This is a genomic window from Bradyrhizobium sp. G127, assembly GCF_021502575.1.
In the GTDB taxonomy this organism is placed as follows: domain Bacteria; phylum Pseudomonadota; class Alphaproteobacteria; order Rhizobiales; family Xanthobacteraceae; genus Afipia.
In genome coordinates, this window is record NZ_JAKFGN010000001.1 from 1,969,277 (window position 1) to 1,992,717 (window position 23,441).

The window sequence follows — 23,441 nt, forward strand, 5'->3', positions numbered from 1 at the left end:
ACCGCTTTGTTGTCGGCTGGGGCCGTATTTGCTTGACCGTTCAACACCTTCTGGTGAAATTATGGGCGAGCGGACCCAATCGGAAGCACGCCATCGCGCCTTCCTTGCGCCCCTCCAGTCCGGTGGTCAGCAGACATTCGATGCCAAGACTCTTTTCCGATCCAGAGGCAATCGCGGACGACATTATCCGCGAGGTCGGAACGAGGCTGGTGGTCGGTCTGCCGCTGGGGCTGGGCAAGGCCAACCACATCATCAATGCCCTGTTTCGGCGTGCGCTCAACGATCGCTCGATCCAACTGACGATTTTCACGGCTCTCACGCTGGAAAAGCCGACGCCATCGGTCGACCTCGAGCGGCGCTTTATCGGGCCGGTGATCGAGCGGCTGTTCGGCGGCTATCCGGACCTTGAATACGCCAGGGCGGTGCACGGCAAGACGCTGCCGCCGAACATCGAGGTCATCGAATTCTTCTTCCTCGCCGGCAAATGGCTCGGCAACGCCTATGCGCAGCAGCACTATATTGCGGCGAACTACACTCATGCGTCGTCGTATCTCTTGACGCGTGGTGTCAACGTCATCGCGCAGCTTGTGGCGAAACGCGTGGTTGATGGCCAGACGCGTTACAGCCTGAGCAGCAACACCGATACTACACTCGATCTGATGCGCGCCCGCGATGAAGGCCGCATCGCGTTCAAGATGGTGGCGCAGGTCAATTCGGAACTGCCGTTCATGCCGGGGCAGGGCGATCTCGCTGCCGGCGAATTCCACGCGGTGCTCGACAGTCCGGAGACGGATTTTCCGTTGTTCGCGCCGCCGTCCGAGCCGATCTCGGATACCAAGTACGCCATCGGGCTGCATTCCGCGGGCCTTGTGCGCGATGGCGGCGCGCTGCAAATCGGTATCGGGCAGGTCGGCGATGCGCTGGCGCAAAGCCTGATTCTTCGCCATCGCGACGGGGCGGCCTATCGCGAAATCATGTCACGGCTGGCGCGGGGGCAGGCCCCGCGTGAAACGGGGCCGTTCACGACCGGACTCTATGGCGTCAGCGAAATGTTCTTCGAGGCATTTCTCGCCCTGATCGAGGCCGGTGTCGTGAAGCGAGAGGTCGACGGTGCTTTTTTGCATGCGGCGTTTTTTCTCGGGCCAAAATCGTTCTACCGCGCGCTACGCGAGATGAGGCAAGAGCAAATCGGCCGCATCCAGATGATGCCAGTATCCTTCACCAACCAGCTTTATGGCGAGGAGGACGCCAAACGGCGCGCGCGCGTGGATGCGCGGTTCGTCAACAATGCGATGATGGCAACGCTGATGGGCGCGGTTATCTCCGATGGTCTCGATAACGGGCAGGTCATCAGCGGCGTCGGCGGTCAGTATAATTTCGTCGCGCAAGCTTTTGCGCTGGAAGGCGCGCGCTCGATCCTGACGCTTGAGTCCACGCGCGGCGCAGGCCGAAAGGCCATCTCCAACATCCGCTGGTCCTACGGTCACACCACAATCCCGCGTCATCTGCGCGATGTCATTGTGACCGAATACGGTGTGGCCGATCTGCGTGGGCAATCCGATGCGGATGTGATCGGATCGATGCTGTCGGTGGCGGATTCGCGTTTTCAAAGCGAACTGATGCGACAGGCCAAGGATGCGCGCAAGCTGCCGAAGGGCTATGAGATTCCCGCCGCCCATCGCGAGAATTTTCCGGATCGCGTTAGGGTCGCGCTGAAGCCGTCACGCGACGCGGGGCTATTGTCGGCGTTTCCGTTCGGTAGCGATTTTACCGAGATAGAGCAGCGGCTGATTCCAGCCCTGCAGATTCTCAAGGAGGCATCCGCCAGCCCGGTCGATCTGCTCAAGCTGGCATGGGACGGACTGCGCGCCGACCCGCCGGATGCGGGCATAGTGGCGTGCCTCGCGCGCATGCAGTTCGACCGGCCGGCATCGTTTGCCGACCGGTTTTACCGGTTACTGGTCAGCGCCGCGCTGGTGCGCAGCGCAAAGACCTAGCGGTGCTTGAAGTTCGGCTTCCGCTTCTCAATGAACGCGGCCATGCCTTCGGAGCGATCTTCCAGCGCAAAGGTCGCGTGGAACAGATCGCCTTCGACGTTCATGCCTTCGGCGAGAGTCGTTTCCAGCGCGCGGTTGACGGCGCTCTTCGCCATCGCGGCGGCGGGCTGTGACATCGATGCGATCTTGTCGGCGATGGCCATCACTTCTTCCATCAGCTTGTCGGCTGGAAATATCCGGCTCACCAGTCCGGAGCGTTCGGCTTCCGCCGCGTCCATCATGCGGCCGGTCAGGCACAGGTCCATCGCCTTGGACTTGCCGACCGCGCGCGTCAGCCGCTGCGTGCCGCCAAGGCCTGGAATGGTGCCGAGAGTGATTTCAGGCTGGCCGAATTTGGCGGTATCGGATGCGATGATGAAGTCGCACATCATGGCAAGTTCGCAGCCGCCGCCGAGCGCGTAGCCGCTGACCGCGGCAATGGTTGGCTTCTTGCAGGTCGCGACGCGATCGCCCCCGATGTCCATGAAATCCTGGCTGAACATGTCGATGAACTGCTTGGGCTGCATTTCCTTGATGTCGGCGCCGGCAGCGAAGGCCTTCTCGTTGCCGGTGATGACGATGCAGCCGATGGCTTCGTCGTCCTCAAGATCGTCGATAGCTGCCGCAATCTCGCTGAACACATCAAAGGAGAGGGCGTTGAGAATCTTGGGCCGGTTGATCCGCACGATGCCGACCGCGCCTTTGGTCTCCACGATGATGTGTTCGAATGCCGTCATGTTTCGCCCCTGAATGAGAATTACGGAAGCGCGCCTGATGGCCACGCCGTTGGCCGCAATCTGCCTTCCGGGGCGTCGCACCGCAAGGCCGGTCAGGTCAAGGCAGATCAGCCCATGCCCAATAAAATGCCGGGCCGCACGACTGCGGACCGGCATTTGCAGTGGATGCAAGGGGCGTTTGCGTCAGGCGATCAGCAGCCGCGCGGCCGATGCCAGCGTCAGCAGACTGCCGAAGGCGATGAAGATCTTGCCGATCAGCGATGTCTTGCTCCAGGGGTCGCTATCGTCGGTCTTGAAGGCTGGCTTTTCTCCCGACGATACAGCCCGGATGATCTTGCCGTTAGGAGCAGGCGGCGGTGCCGCTGCAACCGGGGCCGCCGGTGCTGCATCCTGCGCAACAACTGCGTTGTCCATGGGCGCGTTGGCATCGCCCGGCTGCTCCTCCGCGGCCGCAACCAGGACACCATTCACGAAGGATACGTTGGTGCTGTCGAGTGCGGCGATATTGCGCGCCTCGTCGTTGGCCAACCCCTCCGCATGGGCGTTCGCCACTTCAGGTGGCAACTCGGGTTTGGAGGATTTCTCGGACCTGGAAGAGCGGATGGTGACGTCTTTCGTGGCAGACTTCTCTGCAACGGATTTGGACGATACTTTCGATGCGGACTTTTTCAGGTGCCGGGCCTGAGCGGTCCGGGATTTCCTGGAGCTTGCGGCATGCTTCTGCTTCTTGAATTTCGACAGGACCATGGGCCGGTCGGCGGCCGCTACGGTTGTATTCGCCGCCTTCTTTGTGGTCGATTTGGCAGCCGACATCGCCGGCTCAGCCGAAAGGCCCATCCATATTCCGGCGGCAGCGATCAATGCTGCCAAGCCTGCTTTCCTTGCCCGCATGGCATTTCCCCTTTGCCAAAGCCTCCAGCAAGGGCAACAGACCGGTGCGAAATGGCCACAGGACGGCGGAAAAAGGGAATCTTGCGTATAGTTGCCGCAATAAAGCCCGACCCGGAGAGGTCTGCCGGGCCTCGGCCCCGTCGTTCACGATTGCGTGATTGCAATTTTCGCCTGTAACACTTTAGGAACAAGAGCGAATTGCCTTGATAGGAGCGCGTGTGCGCGGACGTGAAGACGAATGGACCGACCTGATGAAGGCGGCCAATGCGGGGGACAACGCCGCCTATCATCGTCTCCTCAAGGCCGTGACTCCGGTCCTGAGGGCGGCGGCGCGGCGCGGTCTGGCGCGGGCCGGTCAGCCCGTTGATCAATCCGAGGACATCGTGCAGGACATTTTATTCGCGGTGCATCTGAAGCGGCATACCTGGGACGCGAACGCCCCGTTCGCGCCGTGGCTGTTCGCGATTGCCCGCAACAAGCTGATCGACGCCCTGCGCCGTCGTGGCCGCCGGGTTTTCGTCAACATCGACGATTTCGCGGAGACGCTGCCGGGGGAGCCGGCCGAAGAGAGCCTGCCGGCGAGCGAGGTGGCTGCTCACCTGAACACTTTGCCCCAGCGGCAGCGTGACGTGCTGCAATCGATTGCCGTCGACAGCGCGTCCATCAAGGAGACGGCGGCAAAACTTTCAATGACCGAAGGCGCGGTGCGGGTGGCGCTGCATCGCGGATTGAGCGGCCTTGCCGGCCGACTGCGGGAAGAATGACCATGGACACCGACGATCTCATTCGCACCCTCGCGGCCGACAACGACACCCACGAAAGCCCCGTGGGCAACGTGCTGCTGGTGGCACTTCTCCTCGCGATTCCGGTATCGGCCGCGATCTTCCTTTCGCAACTCGGCATGCGGAAGGACGTCATGACCGCGATGGGGAATCCGCTCTTCGATCTGAAATTCGCGGTGACCATTGCCCTTGCCGGAGCAGCAATCGCCATCAGCCTGCATCTGTCGCGGCCGGAAGCCACGCTCGGGCGCTGGGCCTGGCTGCTGGCAATTCCGGTCGGGCTGCTCGGAATCGGAATGATGGGCGAGATGATGATGCCGAACCGCGCACCGATGCCGGTGAGGCTGATCGGCACCAATTCACGGCTATGTCTGGTCGCGATCCCGCTGCTGTCGTTGCCGCTGCTGGCGGCGGCGCTGCTGGCGTTGCGCCGGGGAGCGCCGTCACACCCCGCTGTCACCGGCGCGTTCGCTGGCCTGCTGTCCGCGGGATTGGGCGCGACGCTCTATGCCTCGCACTGCACGGACGATTCGCCGCTGTTCGTGGCGACCTGGTACACTATTGCGGCTGTACTCGTCGCCGCGGTCGGAGCAATGGCGGGATCGCGCGTCCTGAAATTCTAGGCCGGCAACAGCGTTAAGCCGCAGGCTCCGTCTGCGCCGAGTCCTGGCGCATCCGGTAAAAGCGTAGCACCTGCTGGGCGGTCGATGGACGCAGCATATCGTAGCTGGACCGATACTCTTCGAGGTCTTCCATGCTGTCTGCGGCTTCGCCTCGCATCCCAAGGATCAGTTTGAGCGTCGGCCATGACAGCCCGCTCACCTTGGCCAGAATCAGCAATCCTTCGGATCGCGATTCAATCATCATGTTTTCAACAGTCGCCACCGAAATACCCGCGCATGTCGCGAGCGCGGCGGTGGTTTCCTCGAATTTTCCATTCGCGGCGAACGACGCGATCTGCTCTTCGTCAAGACGCCCATCGTCAAAGAGCAATTTGACGAGGCGCTGCGCTTTGGCTGCCTCTTCACTGATCGCCCCTGTGCCATGGCCGACATCGAAAGCCGCTTCCCTGACGGCCGCGGAGATGTCGTCCGCCTCGCGTGGGTTGGCGGCCTGGAGGCGCGCGCGTACCGAGTCGGATGCCCGGGCGATTAGCTTGAGATAGTGCGGCCTTGGAATACCGCGCCGCGTGCCAAGGCATGTCGCCAGATTGTCATTGCCTTCGGCGCGAGTGACCAACTGGCTGAATCCGCTGTCGGAAAATTTAGCTCCCGGATTGTTGACCGTGCTTTCCACCACTTCGATGTTGCCGCGTTCGACCAGCACGTCGGTCACGGCATCGCTCAAAACCTTTCGTTTCGAAATCGCAAGCAAGTGGCCCTGGCTCTTGCTGCGCGCATTTTCGATCAGCATGGCGTCGTTCAGCCGTTCCGATTGCGATAGCACCGGCGCGGCGACTTCGATCGCGTCATCGAATGCCAGCGTATAGATCAGACGCGGCGGCGCCTTCGGCGACGGCGCGATGCGGTTCGACAGTAGCGTTTTGGCGGAGACCTCGATCTCCTGAATCAGGCAGTGAAACACATCGTCGAAAACGTCGATCTGCTCGTCGGAATAATCCACCGCGCCATGCAGAAAGAGATCCGTGACCCTGCGCAGCGTTTCTACGCGGCGCGCAAGGGTGCCGTGCGCGAGGGTATTCTGTAGTTCGTCGAGCAGATTTGGCTGACGCACTGCTGATTTCGAGGTCATGACTTTCTGTCCCGGACGCCGTAGCAAGAAAATGCCAGCCAGATTCTTGGCTGGCGAAAGCGAAACTATGTGGAGACCACCTGATTGCGTCCCAGATCCTTGGCTTGATAGAGAAGCCGGTCGGCGCGGGCGAGAATGCTGTCCGCGGTATCGTCCGGGCGCAATGTCGCAAGACCCGCCGACATCGTCACGGCCATGTTCTGCGAAATTGCTGTCCAGTCGAGAGATGCGACGATCTTGCGTAGCCGGTCGACGATGCGCAGCGCGGCGCTGTCGGAGGTTTCGGGCAGAATGAGCAGGAATTCTTCCCCGCCATAGCGGCCGAATTTGTCGATGCTGCGAATGTTGGCGAACACTGTGATCGCAAAGGCCCGCAACGCTTCGTCGCCGACGGGATGGCCGAACTGATCGTTGATCCGTTTGAACCAGTCGAGATCGATCAATGCAATCGCGCAGGGTATGTTGCTGTGCCGGGCGCGATTAATCTCCTCGTCGAGACTGTGCATGATGCTGCGGCGATTGAGCGAGCCGGTGAGTTCGTCGAGTTCTGCGAGCTCTTCGATCCGCTTGTAGGCTTCCTTGAGCTCAAGTCCCCGCCTGTAGAGAGACTCATGCAATGAACTGCTGAACAGTCCGACGATCATGCCGCGGCCGAGTACCAGAATGAAAACAAGCATGGTCGCGAGCCGCTCCAGCGAGGTTTCGTGCGGCATCGCGATGGGTTTGTCGGTGAGCAAAAACAGGATCGTCAGTCCGACGGCGGCCGTCGTCCATCCGATGATCGTCTGTCGGGGTGTGGAACGCAGCGCCGCGAATGTAAAGACGAGGAAGATCGAGCAAAGGAACAGGAAGCCGACTTCCGGGGCGAGATAGATGAACACCAGCATGATGGCCAGGCTAATACTGCTCTGCTGGGTGACGAAGTAATGATCCCTGAAGCGGTCGGTCACGCTGGTTTCGGACAGCGCGATGAACAGGGCGACGGACAGCAGCCCGCAGGCTCCGTAAGCTCCGGCGATGGTGTAGGTGGTGGTGCCGGCATAGGCATAGATCAGCAGGATCGCAGCATCGATCACATAGCTGAGCCCGATCATGTCGAGCATTTGTCGCCGCTGCCTGGTCCGGCGTGCGATGGTTTCCGGCGACGGCTGCTTGTCGGCGGCCCTTGTCTGGCCGAGGATACCGAGAAGGGAGCCGGGGGCTGATGAAGCTATGCCGCGCATGAAATCGCCGTTGAGAAAATGAATACGGGACTGTAGGGAACAAAGCCTTTAGGTTTGGTATCAATGGAGAGCGTCCCACGCCGCAAGGTGAGGGTGTTTTTCCTGAAATTTCTTCATGCCAGGTGGGTCTTGGGGAATAAAGCCGTCAAGGTATCTTTATACCTCTTTCTACCTTAGAAGCTGACGACTTGCCCTTGTTCATGATTCAGGGGCATTTTGCGCTTTGCCCATTCAGGCATTCCTGAAAATTGCGAAGATTTTCACGGATTTGATCGAACCCCCTCCCAGTCGCCTGCGACCAACCTTGCGAGACGGCCATTGAGTGCAACTCACGCGACCTCGGACGAAGTTCTGATCGGTCGCATCGCCCAAGGTGACCGGCTCGCCATGCAGGTGCTTTACGGAAGGCACCATGTACGGGTGTTTCGCTTCTCGCTGCGGCTCGTGAAGAACGAGTCCATCGCGGAGGACCTCATCAGCGAGGTTTTCCTCGATGTTTGGCGTCAGGCCGGCAAGTTCGAAGGCCGGTCCGCCGTCTCGACGTGGCTTCTGGCGATTACCCGGTTCAAGGCCCTGTCTGCTCTGCGCAAGCGAAAGGACGCGGAACTGGACGATGAAACCGCTGCCGCGATCGAGGATACCTCCGACAATCCAGAGGTCGCAGTTGCGAAGAAGGACACGAGTAACGCGTTGCGGAATTGCCTGACCGCACTTTCGCCAGAACATCGGGAGATTGTCGATCTCGTCTACTACCACGAGAAATCCGTGGAGGAAGTGGCCGAAATCGTCGGCATCCCGGAGAACACGGTGAAGACGCGCCTGTTTTATGCGCGAAAGAAACTGGCCGAGTTGCTCAAGGCAGCCGGCGTAGAGCGAGGCTGGCCATGACTTCTGCGAGCAAGCAAACCGACCGCAAGCCAACCGAGCTTGAGGCCCTGCTGCCGTTCCATGCCGCGGGCACGCTGAATCTGCGCGACGCACGCCGCGTCGACGAGGCGCTTGCGAGCGATCCCGAACTTGCGCGGCAATACGCGGCCATCCAGGACGAATATGCCGAGACGATTTTGCTGAACGAAAGCCTCGGTGCGCCATCGTCACGGGCGATGCAGAAGCTGTTCGCAGCTATCGATGCCGAACCCAAGCGCAAGGCCTCGTTCAATCCGCTGATGAAAGTCGCCGGATTTCTCTCGAGTCTCTCGCCACGTACGCTGGCCTATGCGGGCGTCGCCGGGGCAGTGTTGGTTCTGCTGCAGGCGGGTGTCATTGGAACGGTGCTGGTCAAGGACCGCGCGGGCGGTACATTCCAGACTGCCGCGTTCCCGGCCCAGTCGACGGCGGGCACTTTCGCCTTGCTGCGTTTTTCGCCGGACGCGAAGGCCGACGACATCACGCAGTTGCTCGACACCTATAAGGCGACTGTCGTGTCCGGGCCGAAGGCCGGCATGTTCCGCGTCAAGCTCGGAGACAAGGCTCTCTCGAAGCAGGATGCGGCTCAGCTGCTGACGCGGCTTCAGGCCGAAAAGATTGTCAGCATGGTCGTGGCGGCCGACTAACGCCGGACAGGATCGCGAGGACGCATGATGATCGAGAGCGGGACAAGCAGGCTCAGGTTCATCCGAAAGGCAAGCGTCGTCCGCTCCATGCAATCGGTCGCCGTGGTCGCGGTGATCCTCAATCTCGCGATTCCCCAAGCGTTCGCGCAAGGCTACGGCAACTTCAGTATGCGCGGTAGCCCGAGCATCAATGTGGGTCCGCGCATCAATGTGAACCCGACCATCCGTTATTCGCCGAACATCCGATACGACGGCTACGACAATCCCGATCCGGGCCCGCGTCCCCGCGTTATCCGTGAACTGGATCAGGGCGGCGACAATCCGGGGCCACGCCGGGCCCGCAAGACGACTCCAGCCACGGCCGACCGAACCTATGTCGCGAAGGAAGTGCTCATCGAGGTCGATGGCAACCCCACCGACGCGCAGGCCGATGAACTCGCGCGGCGTCATCGCCTGACACGCGTCCAGTCGCAGAATTTCCCGCTGACCAACAGCACGTTCTTCCGCTGGCGCATTTCCGACGGGCGCTCGGTCGATGCCGTCGTCCGCGAACTGGTCGCCGGCGGAAACGTCAAGGCCGCACAGCGCAACAACATCTTCCGGCTGCAACAAAGCGCCGCTGCGAAGTCCGAAGGCGATCCTGCGCAATATGCGCTCGCGAAAATGCGTCTGCCGGAGGCGCACCAGCTTTCGGTCGGCGCGGACGTGACTGTCGCCGTGATCGATTCCGGGGTCGACGTTACGCATCCCGAGTTGGCGGGCGTGATCTCCGGTACATTCGATGCCCTGAACAACAATGAAGGGCCGCACCCGCATGGCACCAGCATTGCCGGTGTCATCGCTGCTCATGCGCGTCTAATGGGAACAGCGCCGTCGTCGCGGCTGCTGGCGATCCGGGCGTTCGGCGCTCAAAAGAGCGGGGCGGAGAGTACGTCCTTCATCATTCTCAAGAGCCTTGATTATGCACTCGCCAAGAATGCGCAGATCATCAACATGAGCTTCGCGGGGCCGCACGATCCGGCCATGGAGCGCGGCCTTGCCGCCGCCACGGCCAAGGGTATCGTTCTGATTGCCGCCGCCGGCAATGCCGGGGCGAAGTCGCCGCCACTTTATCCCGCGGCCGACCGCAACGTGATCGCGGTGTCGGCGACGGATCAGTCCGACAAGCTGTTCGCGCAATCCAACCGCGGCAGCTATGTCGCGATCGCTGCGCCGGGCGTCGATATCCTGTCGCCTGCGCCCGATGGCAAATATCAGATGTCGTCCGGCACCTCGTTGTCCGCGGCTTTTGTCAGCGGCGTGGCGGCGCTGATGATTGCCCGCAACCCCGACATCTCCGCGGCGGATGTTCGCAGCACATTGCTGTCCACCGCGCGCGATCTCGGACCGAAGGGCCGCGACGACCAGTTCGGGGCCGGGCAGGCGGATGCGCTCAGCGCGGTGTCGGCGATTGCGGCTGCTCCCATGGCCGCAGCATCGGATGGCAGCGCCCGGCGCTGATTGTTCTCCGAATTCCTGAACCTGGCGCGCTTGTCTCCCGACCAATTCCAGCGGGCGACGGCATCCTCGTTGCCCGCAACCGGAAGGCGCGGGCGCCATCCACCCTCGCGTCTTCATGGTTCGGCCCGTCCGGCGTCCCCCGGGCGGGCCATCGTATTGCGGTCCGGCTGGTATCGAAGCGGCAGGAACTGCTGGTACATTCGATCCGCGTCGCCGACAGGGGCCGATTGCCTGAACTCTTCGATATGCTGGCGCGACCAATCCTCGGCGATCTTTCGCCAGGACGGATATTTGAGGGGACGAATCCATGAGCGGGTTTCCGGGATCTGGTGCGCGCGCGCTCGGCATCATGCTTGCCGCAGGTCTTGCCTTGGGCATGACCGCGCCTTCGATGGCGCAGGACACCAAAGCCTCCGCGGTCACGCCGGCGGAAATGGTCGCCGCGCCCGCCGACCCGGTGGCCAAGGCTGCGTTCGATGTCCTTGAGAAGCACTGCGCGCGTTGCCATCAGGTCGGAAAGCTGGTCGATCGCGAGCGGCCCGCCAAGAACTTCGGCAATATCCTCAAGCTGGACGAAATGGCCGCCAATCCGCATTACGTGCTTCCGGGCAATCCGCTCGGCTCGAAGTTGTTCCGGCAGATCGTCGACAAGGAAATGCCCTACGATATTTACTACGAGGGCGCGTCGCACGCGCCGCCATCGGAAGCCGACCTCAGGGCTCTTGAAAACTGGGTAACGGCGCTCGGCGCAAAATCCGTCGCAAGCTGCGAGACGCATAAGTTCATCACGCCGGAGGACATGGTGTCCTTCATGGTGTCGGACCTCGACAAGCAACGCCTGCAGCGTCGCGCCACGACGCGCTACCTGACGCTGACGCACCTCGCCAACGTCTGCACCGATCCGGCGGCGATGAAAGTCTATCGGCAGGCTGCTGTTAAGTTCCTCAACTCCCTCAGCCGTTCCTCCGATGTGGTCAAGCTGGAGACCATCGATCCAAAAGCGAGCATTTTGCGCTTCAATCTGCTCGATCTCGGCTGGAAGCCGGCCGACTGGGACAACGTGATCGCGGTCTATCCCTATAACGCCGTGCCCGACAACGAATTGAGCCGCGCGCTGGCCTCCGGCACCGCCTCGCCGATCTCTTATGTCCGCGCCGACTGGTTCGCGTTCACGGCGTCGCAGCCGCCGCTCTACGATGTTCTGCTGCAATTGCCGAATACCTTTCAGCAACTGGCGCAGGAGCAGGGCATCGATGTCGAGGGCAATATCCGCACCTTCGTCGCGCAGCGCGCCGCGTTTCAGCGCTCCGGCGTCAGCCAGAATAATCGTCTGATCGAGCGGCACCCGTCGCGTAGCGGCTATTTCTGGACGTCATATGATTTCGCCGGCAATCGTGGCCATCAGAGCCTGTTCGATTTTCCGCTCGGCCCTAGAGGTCCCAATGCCTTTCATCACGACGGCGGCGAGACCATCTTCAGCCTGCCCAATGGATTCCAGGCCTACTACCTGAACACGGCGAAGGGCGACCGGCTCGACAAGGGACCGACCGCAATCGTGCGTGATCCGTCGCGCAAGGACTTCGCGGTGACCAACGGCATCTCCTGCATGGGCTGTCACGATCAGGGTATGCGCAAGGCCAAGGACGATGTTCGCGGTCTGGTGCTGAAGGGCCGGACCTTCCCGAAGGACGTGCGCGACGCAGTGGAAGGACTGTATCCGCCGCATGAGAAGATGGATGCGCTGATCGAGGACGATACGAAGCGGTTCGCGGATGCGATGAAGCGCGCGGGTCTTGATCCGGCCTTGAAACTGAACGGCATCGAAATGATCAACGCGCTCGCCAAGCGTTACGAGGACGATCTCGACCTGACGCTGGCCGCGTCCGAACTCGGCCTTAAGAAGGACGAGTTCAACACGGGCTCTGGCGATGTCGATTCTACGTACCGTCCGCTGGTGCGGCGTCTGGCGCAGGGCGCCGTGCCGCGCGATCAGTTCGAAGTATCTTTCCGCGGGATGGCTCCCGACCTGACCGATCTCCGGATCGTGGAAGTCAGAAATCCTCGTCCGAACCGGCAGCCGCCGACAAGGCCGGCCCGTATTCCCGACGATCTGTCTCTGACGTCCGACAAAGATAGCTACAGTCTTGGTGATATGCCCGTGTTCACCATCGTGGCGCCGCGTGACTGCTTCCTGACTCTGACTGACATCGATGAGCGGGGCGAGGGCACCGTACTGTTTCCAAACCGCTTCCAGCAGAACAACCTGATGCGGGCGGGCGTACCGATCCGCTTTCCGGAGGCGGGGGCACCGTTCCAGTTCCGAATGAAGGACAAGGGGATCGAGACGGTGACGGCCGTCTGTGCGGCGCAGGCCGGTGGCGGCGACCGCATCGAGCACGATTTCGGGAGGAACCAGTTCACGCCGGTGCCGAATTATACCACGACGCTGGCGCGCTCGATTGCGGTGGAAGCCGTCAGGCCCGGAACGCCGTCGGTGTCCGGGACGACCAATACCGGCGCGGCGGCGGTCTCCGGCCGCGAGCCTCCGGCGGCAGGGTCGCGTGGGTCGTTCCGCGCCGCGATCAGACTTCAGGTACGGTGATTTAGAACGGTTCGAGACCGCGCGGTCACGAAAGTTGCATGTATCTATGGCAGGGATTGAATTATCTGTTTTACTTGTTGCTGGCCTGAACGAGTCGTTTTGTTGCGTGATGTTTGTCTGGACGCGTTTTTTTATCCTCTGGATTTCAGATGGCCAATTCTGGCGATGCCGAACGAGGGCGGAATGTCGTGACGCGCTGGCGCATGCTGGCGGAGCGGCGGCTCAATCATCTGGTCGAGCTTTATGAGACAGGCCGCTGGAAGGTTTATTACAAGGAGCCCGAGTTTCTGAAGATCATTCAGGAAGCCCGTCTCGCGCTGAAGGCTTGGGAACAGCTGGCGCCTCCAGATTCCGTTCAGGACAAGCCGGTGGAGGTAGCGATCGCGCAGGCCGCGAATGCTGCCATTCCGGCGTCGCCGTTCGCCGATCTGTCTTCAGCGCACGGCGTTCAAGCCAAGGACGATCTGCGCGAAGCGTGATGTCCCCTCGGCGCCAAGGTCGCCTGTCACCACCTTGGCATGGTCCAGTCCGACGATTGCAGCGCGCCCCGACCCCGAAATCAGGTTGTTGCTGACCAACGCAGTTCCGGCGCCGGAGAAGACAGACACACCGATGCCGACGAAGGCATTGCGCACCACGTTGCCGGTGATGGTCACGTCGCGGAGATATTTGCCCCAGCCTGCCATGATGCCGAACGAGGGCGCGTTCTCCACGATATTGCCGGTCACGGCGGCATCCGCCTCTACCACGATGCCGATGCCGGCGTCATCGTCGGGCGCGGTGCCGATCGGCCGTTTCGGCAGCATGTTGCGGATGATGTTGCCGTGGACGGTGACAATGCGTCCGCCTTCATTGAAATTCGCGACCGAGACGCCTACCGCGCAGAGGTCGACGGTGTTGTTGGCGATCACTGCGCCTTCGAACGAGAATTCCGAGTAGAGCGCGACCTCGCGCACATCGCTGACGCTGTTGCCGGTAATGTGAATGTTCGAAGCGGAGTTGCCGCGTACGGCGGAGTAGTCGCAATTGCGGATGCGGTTGCCGCTGACGATGACATTGCCGGCCCGAAACGCATTGATGGCGTTGCCATGCTGGCCGGAGCCGCCAGAACCGGCCTTGATGTCCTCGATGCGATTGTTGACTACGATCGAGCCATCGTCACCCAACACATTGCGCAGGATTTCGATGCCGTTATCGGAGGCGTCCTGAATCGTGTTCTGTGCGACCAGCAGGCCCAGCGCATCGAACGAGGTAAAGGCGGTCTTCGCGGTCCTGCGGATGGTGTTGCCGCTGACTTCGCCGGCAATGTTCTCGAACCAGATGCCATTGCCGCCACTGCCGACAATGTCGCAGTCCTGCACGCGGACATCGAGGCCGTTCAGGAGGTGCAAGAGCCCGCGCCGGTTGGCGAGCTTGATGCCGTCGCCGTCGAGAGTGAGATTGCTGAGGGAAATTCCGCTGCCCCCTTCGCTGCCCAGGAGGGAGGAGCCGCCGGAAAATTTGAGAACCGTCGCGCCGCGCACGCCGACAAGCTGGGCACCTCCGGATAGTTTTAGCGGCCCGGTGCGATACGTACCCGGCGGCAATGCCAGCGGCATCTGCGCGCTGGCTGTGGCATCGATGGCGCGCTGGAGCGCTCGGGTCTGGTCATCAGGGCTGTTCGGCCGGACGCCATACTGTGTGGCGTCGCGCCCAAGCGTGGACATCAATGGCGCTGCCTGTGCGCGTTCCGGCGTGGCCGTCAGCGCCCCCGCTGCTGCACCGGCGGCGGTGGCATTGATGAGGCTGCGGCGGCTGATGTCCATGACTTGGCTCGATCTGTCTGACGGCGTTTCCGGCTGGAAACGCCGATCCAAGACCTAATGCAGGAATGCAGCGAACGCGTGCGCGGGCACGTATGTTTGCGTGCGATTGTCGATGGTAGGGTTAATGGAATGAAGCCGCGCGGTGCTCAGACGGGAGCATTATGCGGCGTGAACAGCCGGCCCTTTTCCACGACCAGCACGACGGCAAGCGCCAGCACCGCGCTTAGCAGGGCGCCGGTGGCCAGCGGCACCAGCGTGCCGTCAAAATACTGGCCGATGGCGGAGCCGACCGCGATTCCGATCAGTGTCGTGATCGATCCGAACAGCGACGAGGCGGTGCCCGCGATATGTCCCTGCGGCTCCATCGCCAGCGCGGAAAAATTGGAGAACATCAGCCCAAAAGTGAACAGGCTGGCGGTGGCCAGGACCATGAGCAGGGCGAGGGGAAGCCATCCCGCCAGCGCCGCGGTCAGCATAAGCACGGCGACGGCCAGTTGGCCTATGAGCGCTGTGTGCGAGATCACGCGCATGCCGTAGCGGCCGACGATGCGCGAGTTCAGGAAACCGGCGACGGCGATCCCGATGGCGATGGTGGCAAACGCCAGCGGAAAGTAATGGCCGAGCCCATAGATGCCGGTGAAGATCTGCTGCGATGACAGGACATAGCCGAACAGGATTCCCTGCACGCTGCCGGCGGCGAGCGCATAGCCGAAGGTCTGCCGGTTGGTCAGCGCCTGCCGGAAATTGCGCGTGACCTCACCGACGGCGAGAGACTTGCGCTCGCTGAGCGGCAACGTTTCCGGCAGGCGGAGAACGATCCAGCCCAGCGTCAGCAGGCCGAACACCAGAAGTACGATGAAGATTCCGTGCCACTCCCCGAGCAGCATGATGGCCTGTCCGATCGACGGAGCGATCACCGGTACCGAAATGAAGATCATCATTGCGAGCGACACCACGCTGGCCATACGGCGGCCGCTGTAGCAATCGCGGACGATGGACGTGGCGATCACACGCGACGCCGCCGTGCCCAGCCCTTGCATGGCGCGGGCGAGGAGCAGCGTTTCGAAGGTGGGCGCGATGATCGCCAGAAGGCTGGCGATACCGTAGACGATCAGCCCGCCGAGCAGGATCGGCCGCCGTCCGAAACGGTCGGACAGCGGACCCATGACGAACTGTCCGGCACCGAAGCCGGTCAGGAAGACCGAGAGGACGGCCTGCACGCGATTGGCATCACCGATGTGGAACGCCGCCGCGACATTGGGCAACGCGGGCAGCATCAGGTCCATGGCCAGCGGATTGAGCGCCATGATGGCGGCCACCAAGGCGACGAACTCGCGGAAGCCCATCGGGCGATGGGTCGAGGAAACCCAGGCGTTGGCGCTGGTATCGGTCATGAAGGCGGCGGCTCACGGGAGAGGAGCCGCAGGTTTAGGCTTTGATACTGCGGTGCACAACTTGCCTTTGGGGTATGGCTGCCAGACGGAATTGGCGAACGTATCAGGCGATCAGGCGACCGGTCTTGTCGATCGCGGGCGCGTTAGAGATGCCATTTCCATGAGGATCGCTTCACCGGCATCCACCAGTTGTTCGAATGTCACCCTGTTCGGCGCGTGCCTGTGTGCAGTATCGCGCGGCACGAGCGGGACATGGATGAAGGCGGCAAGACGAGGGCCGCCGTCAGCGCGTTGCGCCTCGATGGCTCGCCAGCTCAGATAATTGCAAAGGTAATAGCCCGCGCTCAGCGAGGCGCGGGCGTCCACGCCGGTGGCCTGCGCGGCGCAGAGCAGCTTGAGCGTGTGCGTCCCGAAACGCCGCGTTGAATCCGCGCCATCCACGATGGTCCGGCTGCGGACCTCGGCGTGCTCGGCATCCGGCCAGATTTGCGTGACGGTATTGCGAGCGCGCGTCTCGATGCGGACGAACGGCGTGCGCGAGGCAAGCCCGAACATCAGCAGCGCGTCGGGGCGATGGGAGGCGATCAGCGCCGGCAGTTCGCGATCGACCGCACTGTAGGTCACCGGGAAAACGTGCCCGATCCGCTCCACATCAGCGAGTGCCGGGCGGCGCAGGCGTAGCAAACGCGCGACCAGCTTTTCCGTCGGGTTGTATGGCGCGCCGGGAAACGGCCGGAAACCTGTAATCAGGATGCGCAGCCGCTCGCTCATCACGTCTCCAGCAACGCTGCAACCGAATCCGCCGCTACGGCAGGCGTCATGCGGCCATTGGCGACGGCAGCCTCAAGCTGTTTCACCTTGGTGCGGATCGCGGGATCGGAGCGCAGCCGTGCTTTCAGCCGATCTTCCAGCATGGTCCACATCCATTTGACCTGCTGGTCGCGGCGGCGCGCGTCGAACTCACTGGATGCTTTCATTGCCGTGCGATGCGCAAGGATTTTCTCCCACACTGCATCGATGCCTGCGCCGGTCAGCGCCGAATAGGTCACCACCGGCGGAAACCAATGCTCCGATCGTGGCGAGAGGATGTGCAGCGCGGCGGTGTATTCGCCAGCGGCGGCCTTGGCGCGCTTGAGATTATCGCCATCGGCCTTGTTCACCGCGATCATGTCGGCAAGTTCGACAAGGCCCTTCTTGATGCCCTGCAATTCGTCGCCTGCGCCCGGCAGCATCAGTGCCAGAAAGAAATCGGTCATGTCGCAGACGGCGGTTTCGGATTGGCCGATGCCGACGGTTTCCACCAGCACCACGTCGAAGCCTGCGGCCTCACACAGCAGCATCGCCTCGCGGGTCTTCGCCGCGACGCCGCCAAGCGTGCCCGAGGATGGCGAGGGGCGGATGAAAGCATTGTCCTCGGCGGAGAGCCTCGCCATGCGCGTCTTGTCGCCCAAAATCGAACCGCCGGTGCGCGCCGACGACGGATCGACCGCCAGCACCGCAACCTTGTGCCCCTTGCCGATCAGCGCCATGCCGAGCGCGTCGATGGTGGTGGATTTGCCGACACCCGGCGAGCCGGTGATGCCGACACGCACTGCGTTACCCGTGAGCGGCAGCAGTTCTTGAACGAGGTCGCGCGCCTGCGCCTGATGGTCGGCGCGGCGGCTTTCGATCAGGGTGATGGCACGGGCAAGCGCCGCGCGGTCGCCTGCACGAACGTTATTGGCAAGGCTCGCGGGCGTCACGGCGTTTTTCATTTTTCGGATTTTTCTTTTTGTGCGGGCCGCTCGCCGCCGAAAATCGCCAGACCTTCGGGCGAGAGGAAGGACTTGAAGGCCGTCCACGGAACGAACGCGTCGTAGGAGCCTTCGGCGTAAGCGCCGACGGCGTAGGGGCCATACTGGAATTCGAGGCCGGAGCTTTTTCCGGCCTCGGTTGACGGCGCGAGTAGGACGGGGCCGATCTTCAGTAGCTTGGGTTCGATGTAACCCTGCCACGTCAGGTCTTCCGGAAAATAGGTGCCGCGCGCTTTCTTCTCTTCAACGAGCGACGCGATCACGGCTTTCAGAATTTCTTTCAGGGCAGGGCCGTTGTCTTTCAGTTCGGTGAAGAACGGGCGGATGCTGATCGGCTTGCCGGTTTTGTAGTCCCAGAGAAACGTCTCAAAACCGTGGTTCGGATGTGCACCGCCTGTGAAGCTGTATTCGCGGCGCAGGACGCTGACATAGCGGTTAGCGACGGTAGACTGGAGCGTGTAGTCGCGCTCGAGTTCCCACGTCCGCCCATTGCTGAAGAATTCCGGCGACTCCTTGAACTGCTTGTTGGCTTCCGCAAGGTTGCCGTTCGCCCATTTCCTGCCATCCGCAAGCAGATAGGCTGCGAGCTTTGCATTGGTCTTGATCGCCGTATCCAGCGTAATGCTGATCTTTGCGGCTTTGGACTTCAGGGAGATATCAGGCTTCTTCTCGGCTGCCGCACCCGCCGCGGCCGCTCCGAAAAAGAGACAAAGGGCAAATGCTGCGTACCTGACGAAGCCGGCGGGCCACGTGCCTTTCACGAACGACTCCATCTGCGAGGACGATGAGAGCGAAACGGCTATTCCGCCGCCGCGCTGGAATGCCCCAGCCGCACGTTGAGCTTGCGGATCAGTTCTTCGGCGGCATCCGCGATCACCGTACCCGGCGGGAAGATAGCTTCCGCGCCGGCCTTGTAGAGCGCGTCGTAATCCTGCGGCGGGATGACGCCGCCGATAATAATCATGATGTCCTCGCGGCCGCGCCTCTTGAGCGCTTCCTTCAGTTCCGGAACGGCTGTGAGATGCGCAGCGGCGAGTGATGACAGGCCAAGCATGTGGACGTCGTTCTCCACCGCCTGCCGTGCGGCCTCGTCGGCGGTTGCGAACAGCGGTCCGATATCGACGTCGAAGCCCACATCCGCGAAAGCCGAGGCGATCACCTTCTGGCCGCGGTCGTGGCCATCCTGTCCGATCTTCGCGACCAGAATGCGCGGGCGGCGGCCCTCGGCGTCCTCGAATTCGTTGATGAGCGATTGCAGCTTCTCGACCCGATCGGACATGGTGGCGGCCTCGCGCTTATAGACGCCGGTGATAGATTTGATTTCGGCGCGGTGGCGGCCGAACACTTTCTCCAGCGCGTCGGAAATTTCACCGACAGTGGCTTTCGCCCGCGCCGCGTCGATGGCGAGTGCGAGCAGGTTGCCGTTGCCGTCGTTCGCGCTGCGGGTCAGCGCCGCAAGCGCCGCGTCGACATCCGCCTGCTTGCGCTCGGAGCGCAGCCGCGACAGCTTGTCGATCTGCAGACGGCGTACTGTGGAGTTTTCCACCTTGAGCACGTCGATCGCGGCTTCATTGTCCGGCTTGTATTTATTGACGCCGACCACGGTCTGGCGGCCGGCATCGATGCGCGCCTGCGTCTTGGCGGAAGCTTCCTCGATCCGCAGCTTCGGCACACCGGCCTCGATGGCCTTGGCCATGCCGCCGAGTTCTTCCACTTCCTGAATATGCGCCCACGCCTTGGCGGCGAGATCGTGCGTCAGCCGTTCGACATAGAATGAGCCGCCCCACGGATCCACGATGCGCGTGGTGCCACTTTCCTGTTGCAGGAACAGTTGCGTGTTGCGGGCAATGCGAGCGGAGAAGTCGGTCGGCAGCGCCAGCGCCTCGTCGAGTGCGTTGGTGTGCAGCGACTGGGTGTGGCCCTGGGTCGCCGCCATCGCTTCGATATTGGTGCGGACCACGTTGTTGAATACGTCCTGCGCGGTCAGCGACCAGCCGGAGGTCTGCGAATGGGTACGCAGCGACAACGAGCGCACATCCTTCGGGTTGAATTCCTTCATCAGCTTGGCCCAGAGCAGCCGCGCTGCGCGCATCTTGGCCACTTCCATGAAGAAGTTCATGCCAATCGCCCAGAAGAATGACAGCCGCGGCGCGAATTTGTCGATGTCGAGGCCTGCCGCCATGCCGGCGCGGACATATTCGACGCCGTCGGCCAGCGTATAGGCGAGTTCAAGATCCTGCGTCGCGCCGGCTTCCTGCATGTGGTAGCCGGAAATCGAGATCGAGTTGAACTTCGGCATCTTCTGCGAGGTGAATGCGAAGATGTCCGAGATAATCCGCATCGATGGCAACGGCGGATAGATGTAGGTGTTGCGCACCATGAACTCTTTCAGAATGTCGTTCTGAATGGTTCCCGAGAGTTTCTCCGGCGGCACGCCCTGTTCCTCGGCGGCGACGACGAACAGCGCGAGGATCGGCAGCACCGCGCCGTTCATGGTCATCGACACGCTCATCTGGTCGAGCGGAATGCCGGCGAACAGCGTGCGCATGTCGTAGATGGAGTCGATGGCGACGCCCGCCATGCCGACGTCGCCCGAGACGCGCGGATGATCGGAGTCATAACCGCGGTGGGTGGCGAGATCGAAGGCGACCGAAAGGCCCTTCTGTCCGGCGGCGAGGTTGCGGCGATAGAAGGCGTTGGAGTCTTCCGCAGTCGAGAAGCCGGCATACTGGCGCACGGTCCACGGCTGATTGACATACATGGTCGGGTAGGGGCCGCGCAGATAGGGCGCGATGCCGGGCCATGTGTCGAGGAAATCGATGCCCTTGAGATCGGCCTCGGAGTATCCGGGCTTCACGAGAATGCCTTCGGGCGTGAGCCAAGGCTGCGCGTTGCTCTCCCCGCCAGAGATAGCGGCAGGTTCAAACGCGATGTCAGTGAAGTTAGGGATACGGCTCATTATGCTGTCTCGGGTTTGCGCGCGGTCGACGCGCTTTACGTATTATGATCCGGATGCTGATAGCTGACAATGGCGGCAGCTTCGGCAGAACCCGATGATTCTGCGGTGGTTTTGCCGGGAAGGTTGTGCAGATGGATGATCCAGGCGAGCTTTGATTCAATCCCGGTTTGGTAGGTTGGGACCACGCGATCGGGCCGGTCGAAGGCGCCGGTCAGCAGTTCGATTACCGAGCCGTTCAGCTTGCGATAGCTAAGCGGTGTTCCACAGGCGGCGCAGAAGTCGCGCTCCGCGATGGACGAGGACCGGAAAGTTGCGGGCGTGCCGCGTGTCCAGGCGAAGTCGCCCTGCGGTATTTCCACGAGCGCCGCGAATGGCCCCGCCACAGCTTTCTGGCACATCCGGCAATGGCAGACGCTGATACGCCCCGGCTTGGTGTAGGACGTAAAACGGACTGCGCCGCATTGGCAGCCGCCGGTCAAAACAGGCTCTCTATCTTTCATGGCGCTTACCTCATGAATTGATAGGCTGCTTTCAGTGTCGAGAGTGCATCCCCGCCGGCAAAGACGAAGTCGCCAACGCCGGCGGCGCGCAGGGCGGCTTCCAGTTCTCCGGGCCGGCCCGCCAGATAGATATGTTTTGCGCCGGCGGCGTGAAGAGCCTCGGCGGCGGCGACGGCATGGGTCGCATAGACCTTGTCGGACGAGCACAGGCACACGAGCGCTGTGCCGGACGTCTTGAATGCTGCGGCCAGCGCCGCCGGATCGGAAAAGCCGGCGGTGTCGAGAGCCTCGATGCCGCCAGTCTCGAAGAAGCTCTTGGCAAAGGTCGCGCGGGCGGTGAAGTCCGCTGCCGTGCCGAGACTGGCGAGAAACACTTTCGGACGCGATCCGCTGCTCTTCAGGATTTCATCCGATATGTCGCGCAGTGCTTCGAACGGGGCGGCCAGACGAATGGGTGCAAGCGGGTCAAATGTGACCGCCGGTGCATCTGCGGGGGGCAACACCACGGGCCTCGCATCCAGCACGGCCGGAATCTTCTCGTGAAGATTTGGGAATTCGCTGGCTCCGGTCAGCACGTCCTTGCGTCTGGCAATGTTGACGTCGCGGGCCGCGCGCACGGTCGCGACTTTCGTCTGGATGATATTCTTCTCAAGCGCAGCGAACGCGCCGCCGGCTTTTTCGATCTCCTGAAACTGCGTCCATGCCGCTTCGCAAAGCTGCTTCGTCAGCATTTCGATGCCGCCCGAACCGGCAGCGGGGTCCGCGACTTTGTCGAGATTGGATTCTTCCAGCAGCACGAGCTGCGTGTTGCGTGCGACGCGCCGCGCGAAGGTGTCCGGCAATCCGAGCGCCAGCGTGTGCGGCAGAACCGTGATGCTGTTGGCGCCGCCGAGGCCCGCGGAGAATGCCGCGATGGTCGCCCGCAGCATGTTCACGTCCGCGTCGCGCTGGGTCAGCATCCGCCACGCGGTGTCTGCTGCCACGAACAGCGGCTGCGGTGTCAGTCCGCAACTTTGTTCGACCCGCGCCCACAGCAGCCGCAGCGCGCGGAATTTCGCCATTGTCAGGAACTGGTCGGCATCCGCGCTCATTCGCGCGTAGATCATCCGCCGCGCGTCCTCCAGCGTGATGCCGGCTGCTTCCAGTGCGCGCAGATAGGCGACACCGGATGCGAGCACGAAGGCAAGCTCCTGTGCTTCCGAGCCACCGGCGTCGTGGATCGCGCGGCCGTCGGCCGCCGCAAACGGGCCGCGGAAACCGAGTTTCGAAAGTCTGACGATCTTGTCGCCGAAGACCTTCGCGGTGGATTCCCAGCTGCCCGGGCTGCCGCCACGGACGGCGTTGCCGCCGATGGGATCGAGACCGAAGCGGATATTGACGGCGGCGGGCTTGATCTTTCGCGCGACAAGAAGGTCCGCAAAGTGCTGGCCCATGTCGCGGGATTGCAGCCCGATTTCCAGCTCAACGGCGATGCCGGCATCGAGGTAGATGCCGTCAAGCGCGCGGGTCAGCGCCTCCCTGGTCGGAGGCAGGCCGTAACCGCGCGCGCCATTAGCTCCGGCGAAAATGAGCGTCAGGCCAGTGGCGCCGTTCTCAAGGTCGTGCAGCGCCTGCGCATTGGCGGCTGCCGCGTCGGGATGATCAACCCGCTGCATGATCTGCCACGGACTGCCTGCGGCGCGGGCGGGAATGGCCGTTGCATGGCGCGCGCGCTCGTAGATCGGCTCGATGCGCAAGCCGTCATAGGTCTTGCCCACGAGTTTCTCGAACGGCGCGCCTTTCAGAACGCTGTCGGCCAGCTTGCGCCAGTCGTCGCGGGTGGCCGGAGGAAATTCGGCGGCAAGCCGCAGATCATCAGTTTCGTTGGACATTCAGACAGTTAGCTCCCGGAACGGCTGTTTGGCGAGCGGAAAA

Annotated in this window: 20 protein-coding genes; 8 read left to right on the top strand and 12 right to left on the bottom strand. The window is 62.3% G+C overall.

The window, feature by feature from the left end:
- Nucleotides 1-140 precede the first annotated feature (140 nt).
- Complete coding sequence (locus LVY71_RS09240) at nt 141-1,997, top strand: acetyl-CoA hydrolase/transferase C-terminal domain-containing protein (protein WP_235099494.1); 1,857 nt, start codon at nt 141-143, stop codon at nt 1,995-1,997.
- Here LVY71_RS09240 and LVY71_RS09245 read toward each other — a convergent pair.
- Nucleotides 1,994-2,773 (bottom strand): enoyl-CoA hydratase, encoded by a 780-nt coding sequence (locus LVY71_RS09245; protein WP_235099495.1) that lies wholly within the window; start codon nt 2,771-2,773, stop codon nt 1,994-1,996. The genes LVY71_RS09240 and LVY71_RS09245 overlap by 4 nt on opposite strands.
- A 183-nt stretch (nt 2,774-2,956) precedes the next feature.
- Nucleotides 2,957-3,643 carry a hypothetical protein gene (locus tag LVY71_RS09250; RefSeq protein WP_235099496.1) on the bottom strand — a complete coding sequence of 229 codons (687 nt, stop codon included), beginning with the start codon at nt 3,641-3,643 and terminating at the stop codon, nt 2,957-2,959.
- A 239-nt stretch (nt 3,644-3,882) separates the two neighbouring features.
- Here LVY71_RS09250 and LVY71_RS09255 point away from each other — a divergent pair, with 239 nt between their 5' ends.
- Nucleotides 3,883-4,428 carry a sigma-70 family RNA polymerase sigma factor gene (locus LVY71_RS09255; protein ID WP_235099497.1) on the top strand — a complete coding sequence of 182 codons (546 nt, stop codon included), beginning with the start codon at nt 3,883-3,885 and terminating at the stop codon, nt 4,426-4,428.
- Nucleotides 4,429-4,430: 2 nt separating this feature from the next.
- The gene (locus LVY71_RS09260; RefSeq protein WP_235099498.1) at nt 4,431-5,069 is read left to right on the top strand and encodes an NrsF family protein; all 639 of its coding nucleotides are present in this window, start codon (nt 4,431-4,433) and stop codon (nt 5,067-5,069) included.
- A 13-nt stretch (nt 5,070-5,082) separates the two neighbouring features.
- Here the strand turns inward: LVY71_RS09260 and LVY71_RS09265 are convergent, their stop codons facing one another.
- The gene (locus LVY71_RS09265) at nt 5,083-6,198 is read right to left on the bottom strand and encodes a DUF2336 domain-containing protein (protein WP_235099499.1); all 1,116 of its coding nucleotides are present in this window, start codon (nt 6,196-6,198) and stop codon (nt 5,083-5,085) included.
- A 65-nt stretch (nt 6,199-6,263) separates the two neighbouring features.
- Nucleotides 6,264-7,421: a GGDEF domain-containing protein gene (locus LVY71_RS09270; RefSeq protein WP_235099500.1), complete on the bottom strand. Its 1,158-nt coding sequence runs from the start codon at nt 7,419-7,421 to the stop codon at nt 6,264-6,266.
- 318 nt (nt 7,422-7,739) lie between these two features.
- Between LVY71_RS09270 and LVY71_RS09275 the strand changes: the two genes are divergently transcribed.
- From LVY71_RS09275 to LVY71_RS09295, 5 genes are all read left to right on the top strand, one after another.
- Nucleotides 7,740-8,309, top strand: coding sequence for a sigma-70 family RNA polymerase sigma factor (locus LVY71_RS09275; RefSeq protein WP_235099501.1), 570 nt, complete (start codon nt 7,740-7,742; stop codon nt 8,307-8,309).
- A complete protein-coding gene (locus tag LVY71_RS09280; protein ID WP_235099502.1) occupies nt 8,306-8,974 on the top strand; it encodes a hypothetical protein in 669 nt (222 codons plus the stop codon). Before LVY71_RS09275 ends, LVY71_RS09280 begins: the two co-directional genes overlap by 4 nt.
- A gap of 27 nt (nt 8,975-9,001) precedes the next feature.
- Nucleotides 9,002-10,474 carry a S8 family serine peptidase gene (locus LVY71_RS09285; RefSeq protein ID WP_235100072.1) on the top strand — a complete coding sequence of 491 codons (1,473 nt, stop codon included), beginning with the start codon at nt 9,002-9,004 and terminating at the stop codon, nt 10,472-10,474.
- A 307-nt stretch (nt 10,475-10,781) separates the two neighbouring features.
- Nucleotides 10,782-13,076 carry a DUF4384 domain-containing protein gene (locus LVY71_RS09290; RefSeq protein ID WP_235099503.1) on the top strand — a complete coding sequence of 765 codons (2,295 nt, stop codon included), beginning with the start codon at nt 10,782-10,784 and terminating at the stop codon, nt 13,074-13,076.
- A gap of 149 nt (nt 13,077-13,225) precedes the next feature.
- Nucleotides 13,226-13,555 (top strand): TIGR03809 family protein, encoded by a 330-nt coding sequence (locus LVY71_RS09295; RefSeq protein WP_235099504.1) that lies wholly within the window; start codon nt 13,226-13,228, stop codon nt 13,553-13,555.
- Here LVY71_RS09295 and LVY71_RS09300 read toward each other — a convergent pair.
- From LVY71_RS09300 to LVY71_RS09335, 8 genes are all read right to left on the bottom strand, one after another.
- Entirely contained in the window at nt 13,511-14,881 is a 1,371-nt protein-coding gene (locus LVY71_RS09300) for a TIGR03808 family TAT-translocated repetitive protein (RefSeq protein WP_235099505.1), read from the bottom strand. The two genes, LVY71_RS09295 and LVY71_RS09300, sit on opposite strands and share 45 nt — an antisense overlap.
- A 146-nt stretch (nt 14,882-15,027) precedes the next feature.
- Nucleotides 15,028-16,275, bottom strand: coding sequence for a multidrug effflux MFS transporter (locus LVY71_RS09305; RefSeq protein WP_235099506.1), 1,248 nt, complete (start codon nt 16,273-16,275; stop codon nt 15,028-15,030).
- A 111-nt stretch (nt 16,276-16,386) separates the two neighbouring features.
- Nucleotides 16,387-17,046, bottom strand: a complete 660-nt coding sequence (locus LVY71_RS09310; RefSeq protein WP_235099507.1) for a pyroglutamyl-peptidase I — start codon at nt 17,044-17,046, stop codon at nt 16,387-16,389.
- A complete protein-coding gene (gene meaB / locus LVY71_RS09315; RefSeq protein WP_235099508.1) occupies nt 17,046-18,029 on the bottom strand; it encodes a methylmalonyl Co-A mutase-associated GTPase MeaB in 984 nt (327 codons plus the stop codon). Before meaB ends, LVY71_RS09310 begins: the two co-directional genes overlap by 1 nt.
- Nucleotides 18,026-18,829: a DUF3298 and DUF4163 domain-containing protein gene (locus tag LVY71_RS09320; protein ID WP_235099509.1), complete on the bottom strand. Its 804-nt coding sequence runs from the start codon at nt 18,827-18,829 to the stop codon at nt 18,026-18,028. The genes meaB and LVY71_RS09320 overlap by 4 nt, the downstream gene beginning before the upstream one ends.
- A 38-nt stretch (nt 18,830-18,867) precedes the next feature.
- Complete coding sequence (gene scpA / locus LVY71_RS09325; protein WP_235099510.1) at nt 18,868-21,027, bottom strand: methylmalonyl-CoA mutase; 2,160 nt, start codon at nt 21,025-21,027, stop codon at nt 18,868-18,870.
- A gap of 35 nt (nt 21,028-21,062) precedes the next feature.
- Nucleotides 21,063-21,527, bottom strand: a complete 465-nt coding sequence (locus tag LVY71_RS09330) for a GFA family protein (RefSeq protein ID WP_235099511.1) — start codon at nt 21,525-21,527, stop codon at nt 21,063-21,065.
- A gap of 5 nt (nt 21,528-21,532) precedes the next feature.
- On the bottom strand, nt 21,533-23,398 hold the full coding sequence (locus LVY71_RS09335; protein WP_235099512.1) for a methylmalonyl-CoA mutase subunit beta: 1,866 nt from the start codon (nt 23,396-23,398) through the stop codon (nt 21,533-21,535).
- Nucleotides 23,399-23,441 lie beyond the last annotated feature (43 nt).